We start from the raw sequence: 14318 nt of genomic DNA, 5'->3' as shown, positions 1-14318 counted from the left end.
AGGTGTAACATGATTGTTATTGTGACAGGCTCAAGCGGGCAACTTGGGTATGATATAATGAATGAGCTAAAAAGGACAAATTTCGACGTTTATGCACCGTCTAGTGATGAGCTGGATATGACGAATCAGGATAAGGTTTCGTCCTATGTCAAGCGTATCAACCCGGACGTGATCATTCATGCCGCGGCATATACAAATGTTGAAGAGGCTGAAACAGATCGGGAAACAGCATACAACGTCAATGTCAACGGTACGCGAAACATCGCTGCTGCCGCCGAAACAGTCAATGCAAGATTGTGTTATATCAGTACGGACTTTGTTTTCGACGGGACAGCCGCTCAGCCGTATGAGGAGTTCGATATACCCAATCCCATAAACGAATACGGGAAAACGAAATGGATGGGTGAAGAGCTCATTCGGGGTCTCTGTACGAAATGGTTTATTGTGCGGACCTCCTGGATTTTTGGTGAAAACGGAAAAAACTTTGTGTCAACGATGCTCAAGCTGGCGGAGACGAGAGATACATTGCAGGTTGTAGACGATGAGATCGGCTCTCCGACCTATACGCCGGATCTGGCAGCGTTTCTGACAGCACTCATTCAGACTGAAAAATATGGAATCTACCATGCCAGCAACACCGGCAAATGCTCCAGGCATGCATTGGCGGAAGCCATCTTTGAAGAAGCATGTATTGATATAAAGGTAGAGCCAATTATCAGCAGTCAGTTTGCCAGTAAAGTGACACGTCCGAAATATTCCGTGCTGGGGAATAATGCGCTAATCTATAATGGGTTCCAGCCCTTAAGGGAATGGAGAGAAGCATTAAAAGCGTATCTCAACCATATACAAAAAACTTAAAACCCTACTGGTCATCCGTAAATGATAGGAGAAAGAATTGTGACGTTAACAGCTATTGTTCGAGATTATATAAATAATATTAAAAAATACAAATACCTCATGTCAATTTTGGTACGAAAAGATATAAAGAAGAAATATAAGGACTCTGTACTGGGAGTATTGTGGAGTTTTTTGAATCCGTTGCTAATTATGATTGTCCTAACAATTGTTTTTTCTAATTTATTCGGGACGCAGATTTCCAATTTCCCGGTATATTTGCTGACGGCAAAACTGCTCCTTGATTTTTTTAAATCGAGCACCAATCAGGGAATGCGGTCAATGCGGGCCTATTCCGGTTTGATTAAAAAAGTGCCGATGCCAAAGTATATCTTTACTGCAGCAAAGGTTAACTCGAACTTTGTATTTTTCCTGATTTCCTTAACAGTCTTGATATTTGTAATGATTGTTACCACACATGGTGTGACATGGAATGTATTATACGCACCGATATTTTTGATATTTCTTTACTTATTCAGTTTTGGAGCTGCGCTAATTCTAGCAACCGTAATGGTGTTCTTTCGGGACGTTGAGCATTTGTATGCAGTGGCTATGACTGCACTTGGTTATGCTTCCGTTGTTTTTTATCCAGAGGAGATTATTCCGGAAAAATACATGTTTTTATTATGGTTTAATCCAGTCTATTATTATATCGAGGGTTTCAGGCAGGTGGTATATTACGGTACACCGCCTGACTTGTCCAATATCATAATGTGTATTGTTCTGGGTATTGGAGCAACTGTTGTGGGCATGTACGTCTTTCAGAAAAATCAGGATAAATTTATTCTTCACGTGTAGGTGAAAACATGACAAAAAACAGTATTGTTGTTGACAATGTAACGATGAAATATATGCTCTCTACTGAAAAAATTGAGAGTGTAAAGGAATATATAGTTAGGAAAATTAAAGGCAATATGAAGTACAATCATTTTCATGCTTTGAATGATGTCAGTTTTACAATTGGGAGTGGTGATCGTGTTGGAGTGATTGGCCACAATGGTGCCGGCAAAAGTACATTGCTTAAAATCATTTCTGGCGTAATTCGGCCATCAAAGGGTAATGTAACGGTAAATGGAAATATTGCCCCGCTGCTTGAACTGGGTGCAGGCTTTGACCCGGATTTCACCGGTGCGGAGAACATCTACTTGAATGGTGCATTGCTTGGTAAGTCAAGAGAATTTCTGGAAGCACGCTACCAAGAGATTGTTGATTATTCGGAACTGGGGGAATTCATTGATGTTCCTGTTAAAAACTATTCAACAGGCATGCGTGCCAAACTTGGTTTTTCCATTGCAACACAAATTGACCCCGACATTTTGATTGTTGATGAGGTGTTGGCAGTAGGGGACCAGAAATTTAAGAAAAAGAGCTTTCAAACAATGAAAGAACTGATGGCAAGCGGCAAAACGGTCGTCATGGTTTCACATAATTTAGGTCAAATTCAAAATATGATGGATAAGGTAATTTGGCTGGAAAAAGGCAAAGTGATGGATTTTGGCGATGCAAAGACGGTTATCGACAAGTATAAGGCATCCATAAACAATGACTAAGAAAAATAGCTTTGAGGAGTGAGGGTATGAGCACAAATATTTATGTCGCACATCATAAGGAAGGGTATTTCCTACAGACAGATGAAATTACACCAATACATGTTGGAAAAGGAAAAGGCAACAAAGATTTGGGAATCATCGGTGACGATACCGGCGACAACATTTCCAAGAAGAATGACAACTATTGCGAAATGACGGCACTTTATTGGATCTGGAAAAATGAGCAGCATGCTGACAATACCGGACTGATGCATTACCGCAGATATTTTGACTTTGCTGATACGTATAAGGATCATCACCAGACCGAAGTTTTCTTGAATGGTCAAGTGTTTGACTTTGAGAAATATGGTCAAGAGGCACCCAACCAGATTAATGCGCTGATGGAAGAATACGATATTATTCTGCCTGAACCGCATACAATGCCATTTAGCGTTGAATCCAATTACCGGGACGTTCATCATTCAGAAGATTTGGATACATTACGCGAAATTATTGAAGAAAAGTATCCAAAATACATAGATGCATTTGATACGTGTATGAAAAGAGAATCATTTTTCCTGTTCAATATGTTTGTAACCAAGCGGGAAATATTTGAGCAATATGCGGAATGGGTATTTGATGTCTTATTTGAATTGGAAGACCGAATTGATATCCGGTATTACAACGTATATCAGGCACGGATTTTTGGATTTCTGACCGAACGGCTTCTCGGCGTGTTTATGGAAAAATATCTGCAGGACCATCCGGATACAAAGGTGAAATATTTAAAAGTATTAAACTTGGCTGGCGCTGTAACACTTCCTTTTCCAGAGGTCGATTTAAGTGACGTGAAAGATGGTGACATCAATATTGTCGTAAGCTCAGATGAAAATTATGTGCCGCATCTAAGTGCATTGTTTGCTTCGATTGAGGAGAATGCCAGTCCGGATCATCGCTATAATATTTTTATTTTGTCATCCAACATTAGTGCAGACAGTCTGAAAAATGTAAAACAGCTTTTGACGGTTGGCAACAAGGACATAAACATGCATGTCATCCCGGTAGACAATTTCTTTGGCACAGGATTCAGGAGCAACCATACATTACCATCGTTTGCAACGTACAATCGTTTTGTCATTTTCTATCTGCTTAAAGACCTTAAGCGGCTGCTTTACCTTGACTCGGATATGGTTGTATTGGATGATCTAGTCGATTTGTTCAGAACGGATATGGGTGAATATCCGTTGGCCGCTGTGCCCGACTACATTATGACCAGATGCCTGAATATAAAGGTAAATCTTCCGGACGGTTACCCGGATCTGAAGACATACTTGAAAACTGAATTGAAGATGGATCATGAAGATATCGCCAATTACTTCAATGCGGGACTGATGCTCATTAATTTTGAGAATATGGATCCCGAAATGGTTGGCGATGAATTGATGGATGAGGCACAACAGAACAAGTATTATTTTCAGGACCAGGACATCCTGAATAAATACTTCAGAAAAAACTTTATACTGCTGCCATCCGAATACAATGTCTTTAACAGTTTGAATCAGGAGTTTGCTAATATTCCGTGGACCAGCATGAAAAAGGTTCAAGATGCTAAGCAACATCCAAAAATTATTCATTTTGCAGCGGCACATAACAAACCATGGAAGAACATTGGCGTGCCATTTGATCATTATTATTGGAGTTATTTGCGAAAAACACCATATTACGAACGTGTGATGTTGAGCATGAGGAAACAGGAACGATCTATGGTTGAAGCGCTGGAAGAGACGTTAACGTCGAAACGAATGCTGAATGCAGTAAAGCGGACAGCAAAGAACAAGTTGCGGAACACCGTTGTCCACCGTGCCTACCATAAGGTGAAATCGAGAGGCTAGCTTGTAACACTGCACTGCTTTAAAAGGTGGGGGATATATTGAAGGCTATTTTACACATCGGCACCGAAAAGACGGGAACTACAACAATTCAAAATGGTCTAAGGCTAAACAAAAAGAAGTTGTATAAAAAAGGATACTTTGTCCCTGAAAGTTTAAGTGGTGGGCTTGGTAAATGTAATCATGTCAAGCTGGCATGCTATGCTATGAATGATATAAAAGAGAATAACTTGAAAAAGCTGGAAGGAATCAATCAACAGAAACAAATGAGGAGTTATCGTCAACAAGTCCAGGAAAAGTTTCGCGAGGAATTAGATGGATGCACTGTTTCGAATGTGATTTTATCCAATGAGCATTGTTCCTCAAGATTGGTGCAACCAAGGGAAATTAGTCGGTTGAAGGCGTTTTTGGATTGTTTTTTTGATGAAGTTAAGATTATAGTTTACCTGAGAAGACAGGAGGAGCTTTTAATTAGTGGATTTTCAACCGCGATAACCACAGGTTCCAAACATAAGATGATTTCTCCGGAAAAATATTCAAAGCAAGTTAACCGGTTTAATTATTACCAGTTGCTTAATAAGTGGTCAAAGGTCTTTGGAAAGGGAAATATAGATGTGAATGTATTCGAACCTTCAAACCTGAAAGGTGGAGATGTATTTATTGATTTTATGCGTAAATTCAAAGTTAGGCGTATAAAAGTTCCCAAAAAAAAATACAATACCTCGTTAAACTTCCCTAAGCTGGAATTTTTGCGCAGGATTAATAAAGATGTTCCGCGGATGTCAGGAAATAAAGTGAACCCACGTTGGCGCGCAATTTTAAGGGCATTAGAGGAACTTGACTACCCCGGTCCAAGTGTTAATGAATTACTGACAGATGAATATGTTGGAATCTATGATGAATCAAACCGGAAAGTAGCTAAAGAATATCTGGGTAGAATGGACGGCCAGCTATTTGGCAATCAAGGCAACTACAAGGCCAAAAGTGGAGTTGGTTTAGAATTATCTGATGATGAATTTTTGAAAATGTTCAGGGAAGTAAGTTTGAAAATAGAGCGAAACTAATTTGTAATTATCAGGAGTGTAAATGATGAAAAAAACACTGTACATTCATATTGGGAGTGCTAAAACGGCAACATCCTCGATTCAGGAGTCGTTTTACCAAAACAAGGAGTATTTGAAGGACAGGGGACTTCTGTATCCTGTAAGCCCTACTTTTCCCAAGATGACAGCACAGCATGATATTTCGTTCTCCGTTGTGGGAAAAATATGCGGCTGGTTGAACAAACCGGAAATACATTCATCCAGAGAGCCTGTTGAGAAACTGTTGAACCGGATTAGAAAGACAGACTGCGAAAAAGTATTGATTTCATCAGAGACATTTTTCGATGTTTATAAAACAATCGATGAATTAAAACTTCTAAAAGATGCTTTTGATGACTTTGATGTAAAAGTCGTCATCTATTTGCGCAGGTATGATGATTATTTTATTTCTATGGCAGAACACAATGAACGGGTTGCCAGTCCTCACGCGCCAGCACGAATTAATGTACCCCAAATATTAAAGAGACTAAGTCCGTATGGCCCGAGGCTTGACAAATGGGCACTTGTCTTTGGTGTTAAGAATATGATTGTCCGTCCGTTCAATAAAGACGTATTTAATAACGGTAATATAATCGATGATTTGTTGAATGTTATCGGTATTGAACGTACAGAGGATTACAAGGAAACGTCCACTGTTAATGAGTCGTTAAGTTTTCAGCGATATGAGCTGTTAAGAAGAATGCGGGCAAGGTTGGATAACAATCAAAAACGTAATTATAATCAAAAAGCGCGGCACAAGGTGATTGAATCACTTCCAGACGACTTGTTGAACAAGGGGAAGGGTAAAGATATTCTAAATTATAAGCAGCGTCGTGAAGTGCTGGATCACTTTGAAGAAGATTGCAGGTACATTAAAGGCAAATACTGGAACAGCGACAGTGAATTTTTTGCTGAGCTGAATGAGAATTCTTATGACAATGAGGATGTCAAACTTGAACAGAAGGATCTTCTTGAGTTGATTGATTATTTATGTAATGAAGTTGACAAGAAACGCTAGAGTTGGAAAATTCGTTTCCAGCCAGCTCTTTCAAAAAGGAGAGGAGTGATAGTCGTTGTCAATTAATAATATTAAGGAAGTAATTTTACATGTTGGGTTACATAAAACAGGAACGACAAGTATTCAAGAAACAATGTTCAATAAGACAAATAACGATGCCTTACTAAAAGAAGGTGTTTTATATCCAAGGTGTTGGGTTCCCAATCATTCGGTACCTTTATATAGCGCCTTTTGTGAAAAACCAGAGACATACCACGCTAATATTATCCGCGGATTGTCAAAGGAAGAAATAGAACAGACAAATAGAAATAACTTAGATAAACTTAAAGCGCTTTTGGAGGAAACTGATGCAAAAAAGCTGGTTTTATCTGGGGAAGATTTATCAATGTTGTTCAAATCAAATATTGAAAGTTTCAAACAGTACCTGGAAGGAATTGGTCTCACACAGGCCAAATTCAGGGTGATTACGTACACAAGGAACCCGGTGAAATGGGCTATAAGCATGATTCAGCAACGAATGAAGGCGGGACAGAAGTACGAAAATATTTTTGATAATCTGATAAGCGGTATTTTACCAAGATTATTTGTAGATAGAATTGGTAATTTTGTAGAAGTGTTTGGAAAAGAAGCCGTAGAGGTATTCCCATTTGAGGATGCAGTGAAGCATGAATTTGGGCCAGTGGGGCATTTTTTGGTGGAGATTGGCATTGATAAGCATACTATCAATGGAATAAAAAAGATAAGTACGAATCCAAGCATGTCTATGTTCACAGGTAACCTGCTTGCTCACATAAATGAAGAAGTTCCAATTATTAAAGGCGGCAAGATGAATGAAAAACGTTATGAAAAAGATTATTTTCCATTGTATGAGATCAAAGGGGAAAAATACGATATTACCGTAAATGAAAAGCAGATTATTAAAGCTGTCACGAAGATTGATAATGATTGGCTCAACGACAACTTTAATATTAGTTATCAAAATGAAGAAATTGTAGATGGACACAATTTTGCTCATATGGAAACAACCTTCAAGGATATAAAAAGGATATATCCTATCCTTTCAAAGACTTTACGAAATAGTATGATTAAATATATGGAGCAAAAACTGAAGCTTCCCTCTCATTTAAAAAAGCCTTGTGCGAATCTTATAGAGGAACTGTTAAGCATGGAAAAGAAACTAACTGCTATTGAAGAGCAGGAGCAAAATTTTCAAAATATCCTTGGTGTGAACAAAAAGCTTGATAAAGGTGTTATGTATCGGGAATTGGCGCTGCTTATGGAGGCATATGATCAAATTGATGCTGCTGAAATATTCATGGGAAGGGCAAAGCTATTCCGGCCAAATGGGCTGTTTATTAAGGATAAGCATGAGCAGTACAAGAAAAGAATTAAAGATAAGTGACATACAAAGGTTGTAACCCAATGAAAAAAGTTGCTGTTCACATCGTTACATTTAATAGCGAAGATGATATCAAGCCGTGCATCGAAGCGGTGCTCGGGCAATCACATCCGGTCCACTCCATCATCGTGGTGGACAATCATTCACACGATCATACGTGCAAGGTGGTAAAATCGTTTGGCCCGAAGACCGTGACATTGATCGAGAACAAAGCCAACACCGGCTTTACCGGCGGACACAATCTGGCTATCCAAGAGAATCCGGATGCCGATTATGTGCTGGTGCTGAACCCGGATGTCACATTGCATCCGGATTACATCAAAGCAATTATCACGGAAATGGAGCAGGACCCTACCATTGGGATGGCAACCGGCAAGCTGTACAGGGACAGCGGCAACAAAATACTTGATACGACCGGGATCAATATCAAAAAGAATTTCCGGGCGTATGACCGGGGGTCCGGTGAGACGGATACCGGGCAGTATGATGGCAAAACAGCCATTTTTGGGGTGTCCGGTGCGGCGGCGGTGTACCGCTACGAAATGATTAACGCGGTCAGCATCAATCACGAATTTTATGACGATCATTTTTTCGCGTATAAGGAAGATATTGATGTGAGCTGGCGGGCGAACATTACGGGCTGGAAAGCGGTTTTTGTGCCGGATGCGACGGCAACGCATGAACGGGGTTGGGCGGTCAGTAAAAGCCGTACGGACATTTCCCTGAAAATCAGGCAGCATTCGTACATCAACCGCTACTACTTTATGGTCAAAAATTGCCCGCTTTTAACCTTGGTACGTTTCCTTCCAGCAATATTATTATATGAATTTTGTCAAAATTCATATATACTAATAAAAGAACCGCAAATTTTGTCAATCTGGCGGGAATTCCGGAAAAATCGGAAACAGATGCAGAAGGCAAGGAGGCTGATCCAAGCCCAACGATCGGTTTCCGCTGAAAAAATCCGAACATACTTTAAAGGGATTTGGTAGCATATGAAGGATATCAGCATTATTATCGTCAATTACAATACGAAAATCATTACAGCGGATGCAATTCATTCCATCCGAAATTCAGATACGTCGTATACGTATGAAATCATTTTGGTCGATAATGCGTCATCGGACAGATCAGTTGAATATATGGAGCAGCAATTTGATGATGTGAAGATCATCGCAAATGATAAAAATCTCGGGTTTGCCAAGGCGAATAACCAGGCGATTCGTGAGGCGGAAGGAAGGTATATCCTGCTTCTGAATTCCGATACGCTCATCCGTGAAGATACACTGGATATGATGACTGCCTATATGGATCAGCACCCGGACATCGGTGCATCCGGCTGCAGGGTCGTTCTTGGTGACGGACAGCTTGATAAAGCATGCAAGCGCGGGTTTCCGACACCGTCCGCTTCCTTCTTTTATATGACCGGATTGAGCAAAATTTTTCCGAACAGCAGAAAACTAAACCATTACCATATGGGTTATATAGATGAATTCCAGGAAGCGCCTGTCGACTGCCTGGTCGGTGCATTTATGATGGTGCGCAAAGAAACGATTGATCAGGTTGGTCTGCTTGATGAAACGTACTTCATGTACGGGGAGGATATTGACTGGTGCTACCGGATAAAAGAGGCCGGCTGGAGGATTACCTACAATCCGCAGACAACAATTATCCATCTGAAGGGTGCGAGCAATAAGCAGAAGTCGAATAAAGTGTTGTTTGAATTCCACCGGGCCATGATTATTTTTTACAAAAAACATATGCTGGACAAGTATTCGAAACCGGTGAACACCGCAGTATACGCATCGATTCTGGCTAAATTTATACTGGCCTATTTGTCCAATTTACGAAAGAAGAAAAAAGCGACATCTTAAGGAGGTTTCTAAATCATGTACGATTATTTAATTGTTGGATCCGGACTGTTTGGTTCCACATTTGCCTATGAGGCGCATAAACGCGGGAAGAAATGTCTTGTGATTGATAAGCGGGACCATATCGGCGGAAATGTCTATTGCGAAGATGTGGAAGGGGTCAATGTACATAAATATGGCGCGCATATTTTCCATACGAACAATAAAGAAATCTGGGAATATGTGAATCAGTTTGTCGAGTTTAATCGGTACACAAACTCACCGGTCGCCAACTACAAAGGTGAAATCTACAACATGCCGTTCAACATGAATACGTTTAACAAATTGTGGGGTGCTGTCACACCGGATGAAGCGGCAGCAAAAATTGAAGAGCAAAAACAGAATGCCGGCATCGATAAGCCGAAAAACCTGGAAGAACAGGCGATTTCACTTGTTGGAAACGATATTTACGAAAAACTGATCAAAGGCTATACCGAAAAACAATGGGGCCGGTCATGCACCGATTTACCGGCATTCATTATTAAGCGGCTTCCGGTACGGTTTACATATGATAACAACTATTTTAATGACCGCTACCAGGGAATTCCAATCGGCGGCTACAACAAAATCATCGAAAAAATGCTGGAAAATACCGATGTTCAGCTGTATACGGATTTCTTTGAGAATCGGAAAGAACTGATGGCCAAGGCAGACAAGGTCGTCTTCACCGGCATGATTGATCAGTATTTCAATTATGAGCATGGGGTGCTGGAATACCGCAGCCTTGATTTCGAACATGAAATTCATGATATGCCAAACTATCAGGGCAATGCCGTTGTCAATTACACAGATCGTGAAACACCGTACACCCGCATGATCGAACATAAACATTTTGAATTCGGCACACAGGATAAAACCGTTGTGACGAAAGAATATCCGAAAGAGTGGCAGCATGGGGATGAACCATACTATCCGGTCAATGATACACGGAACAATGATTTGTATAAGAAATATAAGGAACTTGCCGATGCACAGGAGAATGTCATTTTCGGGGGACGGCTTGGGACATATAAATATTATGATATGCACCAGGTCATCGCAGCAGCATTGCGGACAGTGGAAAAAGAACTGGACAGCTGAAGCCGGAACCACATTAACAAATCGGGAGCCGAGGTAAATGATTAGAGGAAGAGAACGATTCCTGGCAAATTTATACATGATCATGGATTTTCTGGTCATCCATCTGGCATTTTTGGCAGCCTGGTACATCCGTTTTGTCATCATTTACAGTGGTGACGCGGGATTCCTGCCATTTCCGGTATATGCCTTCTGGAGTTCCATGTACAGTGTCATTTTTATTCTGATGGGAATGATGTTCGCATTATATGTTCCCAAACGGAAGAAGCGATTCCTGTTTGAAATGGCCAAGGTCATCCAGCTGCATGTGCTGAGTGGATTCTTCATTCTGAGTACCTTGTTTTTGTTTAAAACGTTGGACTTTTCGAGGATTTATCTGTTCCTGTTTTTTATCTTTGCTGTTGTGTTCACGCTGACATTCCGGCTTATCGTCAAGGCAACGATGAACCGGATGCGCAACAAAGGGTACAACAAACAGTTCGCACTGGTGTTGGGCGATGGAATGCAGGGGAAGGCTTATTGTGAGAAACTGCGCAAACATCCGGAATATGGTGTCGAGATTATCGGGTTTTTAATCGATAAGCCAACATTGCCGGATCGGGCAAACGTTATTGGGAAGATTCATGACCTGGAACGAATACTGGAGGAAAAAATTGTGGATGAGGTTGTCATCGCACTCTCACAAATCCGGCACGATAACTTGCGGTACATCATTTCGGTTTGTGAGCGAAAAGGGATTCGCACAACCATTATTCCGGATTATTATAACTTTCTTCCGGCAAAGCCGTATATGGACAGCATTGAGGGAATACCTGTTATTAATGTTCGTGATGTACCGCTGCACGAAGCGAAAAACGTCATGACGAAAAGGGTGTTTGATATCCTATTCTCCCTGGTGGCGTTAATCATTACGATGCCGGTTATGCTGATCATTGCCATTGGCATCAAAATAACCTCACCCGGTCCTGTCATTTTCAAACAGGAGCGTGTCGGAAAAGACAGCCGGCCGTTTGTCATGTATAAATTTAGATCGATGAAAGTGAAGGAAGTTGATTCGGAAACAACATGGACGCCAAAAGATACGGATGCGAAGACGAAATTCGGAGACTTTTTACGAAAAACAAGCCTTGATGAGCTGCCCCAGTTTTATAACGTGTTAAAAGGCAATATGAGCGTCATCGGACCACGGGCGGAGCGGCCGTATTTTGTAGAGAAGTTCAAAGAGGAAATCCCGAAATACATGGTCAAGCATCAGGTTCGGCCCGGTATCACCGGGTGGGCACAGGTGAATGGACTGCGCGGTGATACATCAATCCGTGACCGAATCAATCACGATATATACTACATTGAAAACTGGAGCTTTTTACTTGATTTAAAAATCGTTCTGCTGACAATCAAGGGCGGACTCATTAACAATGGCGAATAATGTCGCCTTCTGTTGTTGAATCGTGTAAAATAATTGTAAATAATTTCACAATGGATTGGATTTCGTCTAATCTTTTGTTTAAATAGATGGTGAAACGATAAAATAAATGAATCTAAAAACGCAAAATTTGAGGAGGTATCCACTAAAATGAGCAACATAAAAAAAGCAATTATTCCTGCAGCGGGACTCGGAACAAGATTTCTACCAGCGACAAAGGCGATGCCAAAGGAAATGCTGCCGATCGTGGACAAGCCAACCATCCAATATATCGTAGAAGAAGCAATTGAATCCGGCATCGAGGATATTATCATTGTAACTGGAAAAGGAAAGCGTGCCATTGAGGATCATTTCGACTACAACTTCGAGCTGGAAGATAATCTGATGAAAAAAGGCAAGTATGAACTGCTTGAAAAAGTACAGAAATCTTCCAATGTTGAACTTCATTTTATCCGTCAAAAAGAACCAAAAGGACTGGGACATGCGGTATGGAGTGCCCGCAAGTTTATCGGGGACGAGCCATTTGCTGTTTTGCTCGGTGATGATATCGTACAATCGGAAACACCGTGTCTCAAGCAGCTGATGGACCAATATGATGAAACAGGCTCATCGGTAATTGGTGTTCAGCAGGTTGAACAGGATCAGACACACCGTTACGGCATTATCGATCCGTTAACGATTGAAGGCCGCCGTTATCAGGTAAGCAATTTTGTGGAGAAGCCGGAACAAGGAACTGCGCCATCTAACCTTGCTATTATGGGACGATACATTCTGAACCCGGAAATCATCACATTCCTGGATAAACAGGAAACCGGTGCTGGCGGAGAAATTCAATTAACCGATGCTATTCAGAAGCTGAATGAGCTTCAGAATGTCTATGCATATGATTTCGAAGGCCGCCGTTATGATGTCGGCGAAAAGCTCGGCTTTATTAAAACAACGATTGAGATGGCCCTTGAAAACGATGAAATAAAACAGGATTTGCAAGTTTTTCTTGATGGACTGCTGGCAAAAGAGAAAGAATTATCGTAGCTTGAAAGATGAATAGATTTTGTTGCTCCAATGAACTTGGAGCTTATTTTTTATTGATTTGCGAGGTTGATAGTCGTGGCGATATTAGTAACAGGCGGTGCCGGTTATATCGGAAGTCATACCGTCTTGTATTTGAAGGAACAGGGAGAAGATGTTATTGTGCTTGATGACCTGTCAAAAGGACATCACGATGCATTAATGGGAACTGGACTCTACCGTGGTACAGTGGGCGATAAGAAACTGCTGGATTCCATTTTTACAAACCACCGGATTGATGCGGTCATCCATTTTGCGGCAAGCTCTCTTGTCGGGGAAAGTGTCAATGATCCATTGACGTTCTATGAAAACAATGTAACGGAAACTTGTTGCTTGCTGCAGAAAATGAATGAGCATCATGTCAAACATATCGTATTCTCATCGACTGCAGCTGTATACGGAGAGCCGAAATTCATTCCCATTCAGGAAAAAGATGAAACAATGCCTGCCAATCCGTATGGTGAAACAAAACATGCTGTCGAAAAAATGCTTCATTGGAGCGACCAGGCCTATGGAATCAAGTCCATCAGCCTGCGTTATTTCAATGCAGCAGGAGCAGATCCGCTGGGCAGAATTGGCGAGGATCACAAGCCTGAGTCCCATTTAATCCCAATTGTGCTTGAGGTTGCCTTGGGACAGCGGGAATTTGTCAAGATTTTCGGTAACGATTATAATACAGATGATGGGACTTGTGTCCGTGACTATATTCATGTCATGGATCTCGCCCAGGCACATTACCTGGCAGTACAGAAATTGAAGAAAACGAACGAAAGTACTATATATAATCTGGGAAACGGGCAAGGTTTCTCGGTAAAGCAGGTAGTAGACGCCTGCCGTAATGTAACGGGATTATTTATTGGGTCAAAACCGGCACCAAGACGCGGAGGAGATCCCGCTACACTGATTGCATCCTCCGAAAAAGCCAGGGATGAACTGGATTGGCTGCCGCAGTATCCGGAACTGGAGACGATGGTGTCTCATGCCTGGAATTGGCACCGGCACCATAAGAACGGATTTAACAGATAGATA

At 41.2% G+C, this 14318-nt stretch carries 13 protein-coding genes; all 13 read left to right on the top strand.

The window, feature by feature from the left end; all coding sequences use genetic code 11:
• Positions 1-9: 9 nt before the first annotated feature.
• The 13 genes from rfbD to galE all read left to right on the top strand — a co-directional run bounded on the left by rfbD (position 10) and on the right by galE (position 14315).
• Positions 10-858 carry a dTDP-4-dehydrorhamnose reductase gene (gene rfbD / locus B1K71_RS16920; RefSeq protein WP_077329101.1) on the top strand — a complete coding sequence of 283 codons (849 nt, stop codon included), beginning with the start codon at positions 10-12 and terminating at the stop codon, positions 856-858.
• Positions 859-897: 39 nt separating this feature from the next.
• The gene (locus B1K71_RS16915) at positions 898-1692 is read left to right on the top strand and encodes an ABC transporter permease (RefSeq protein ID WP_175631950.1); all 795 of its coding nucleotides are present in this window, start codon (positions 898-900) and stop codon (positions 1690-1692) included.
• An 8-nt stretch (positions 1693-1700) separates the two neighbouring features.
• Positions 1701-2444 (top strand): ABC transporter ATP-binding protein, encoded by a 744-nt coding sequence (locus tag B1K71_RS16910; protein WP_077329097.1) that lies wholly within the window; start codon positions 1701-1703, stop codon positions 2442-2444.
• A 26-nt stretch (positions 2445-2470) separates the two neighbouring features.
• On the top strand, positions 2471-4315 hold the full coding sequence (locus tag B1K71_RS16905) for a DUF4422 domain-containing protein (RefSeq protein ID WP_077329095.1): 1845 nt from the start codon (positions 2471-2473) through the stop codon (positions 4313-4315).
• 38 nt (positions 4316-4353) lie between these two features.
• Positions 4354-5376 carry a hypothetical protein gene (locus B1K71_RS16900; protein WP_077329093.1) on the top strand — a complete coding sequence of 341 codons (1023 nt, stop codon included), beginning with the start codon at positions 4354-4356 and terminating at the stop codon, positions 5374-5376.
• A gap of 25 nt (positions 5377-5401) precedes the next feature.
• Complete coding sequence (locus B1K71_RS16895; RefSeq protein ID WP_077329091.1) at positions 5402-6412, top strand: hypothetical protein; 1011 nt, start codon at positions 5402-5404, stop codon at positions 6410-6412.
• 55 nt (positions 6413-6467) lie between these two features.
• Positions 6468-7814 (top strand): hypothetical protein, encoded by a 1347-nt coding sequence (locus tag B1K71_RS16890; protein WP_077329089.1) that lies wholly within the window; start codon positions 6468-6470, stop codon positions 7812-7814.
• A gap of 20 nt (positions 7815-7834) precedes the next feature.
• On the top strand, positions 7835-8803 hold the full coding sequence (locus tag B1K71_RS16885; RefSeq protein WP_077329088.1) for a glycosyltransferase family 2 protein: 969 nt from the start codon (positions 7835-7837) through the stop codon (positions 8801-8803).
• A gap of 3 nt (positions 8804-8806) precedes the next feature.
• Positions 8807-9685, top strand: coding sequence for a glycosyltransferase family 2 protein (locus B1K71_RS16880; protein ID WP_077329087.1), 879 nt, complete (start codon positions 8807-8809; stop codon positions 9683-9685).
• Between the two features lie 15 nt (positions 9686-9700).
• Positions 9701-10801 (top strand): UDP-galactopyranose mutase, encoded by a 1101-nt coding sequence (glf, locus tag B1K71_RS16875; RefSeq protein WP_077329085.1) that lies wholly within the window; start codon positions 9701-9703, stop codon positions 10799-10801.
• A 37-nt stretch (positions 10802-10838) separates the two neighbouring features.
• Positions 10839-12224, top strand: a complete 1386-nt coding sequence (locus B1K71_RS16870; RefSeq protein ID WP_077329082.1) for an undecaprenyl-phosphate glucose phosphotransferase — start codon at positions 10839-10841, stop codon at positions 12222-12224.
• A gap of 147 nt (positions 12225-12371) precedes the next feature.
• Complete coding sequence (galU, locus tag B1K71_RS16865; RefSeq protein ID WP_077329080.1) at positions 12372-13253, top strand: UTP--glucose-1-phosphate uridylyltransferase GalU; 882 nt, start codon at positions 12372-12374, stop codon at positions 13251-13253.
• A gap of 75 nt (positions 13254-13328) precedes the next feature.
• A complete protein-coding gene (gene galE / locus B1K71_RS16860) occupies positions 13329-14315 on the top strand; it encodes a UDP-glucose 4-epimerase GalE (RefSeq protein ID WP_077329078.1) in 987 nt (328 codons plus the stop codon).
• Positions 14316-14318: the final 3 nt, after the last annotated feature.

Origin of the sequence: Virgibacillus siamensis (assembly GCF_900162695.1) — a bacterium.
In the GTDB taxonomy this organism is placed as follows: domain Bacteria; phylum Bacillota; class Bacilli; order Bacillales; family Amphibacillaceae; genus Lentibacillus; species Lentibacillus siamensis_A.
The sequence above is the reverse complement of the archived record's forward strand: the minus strand, read 5'-3'. Positions and strand labels throughout refer to the sequence as shown.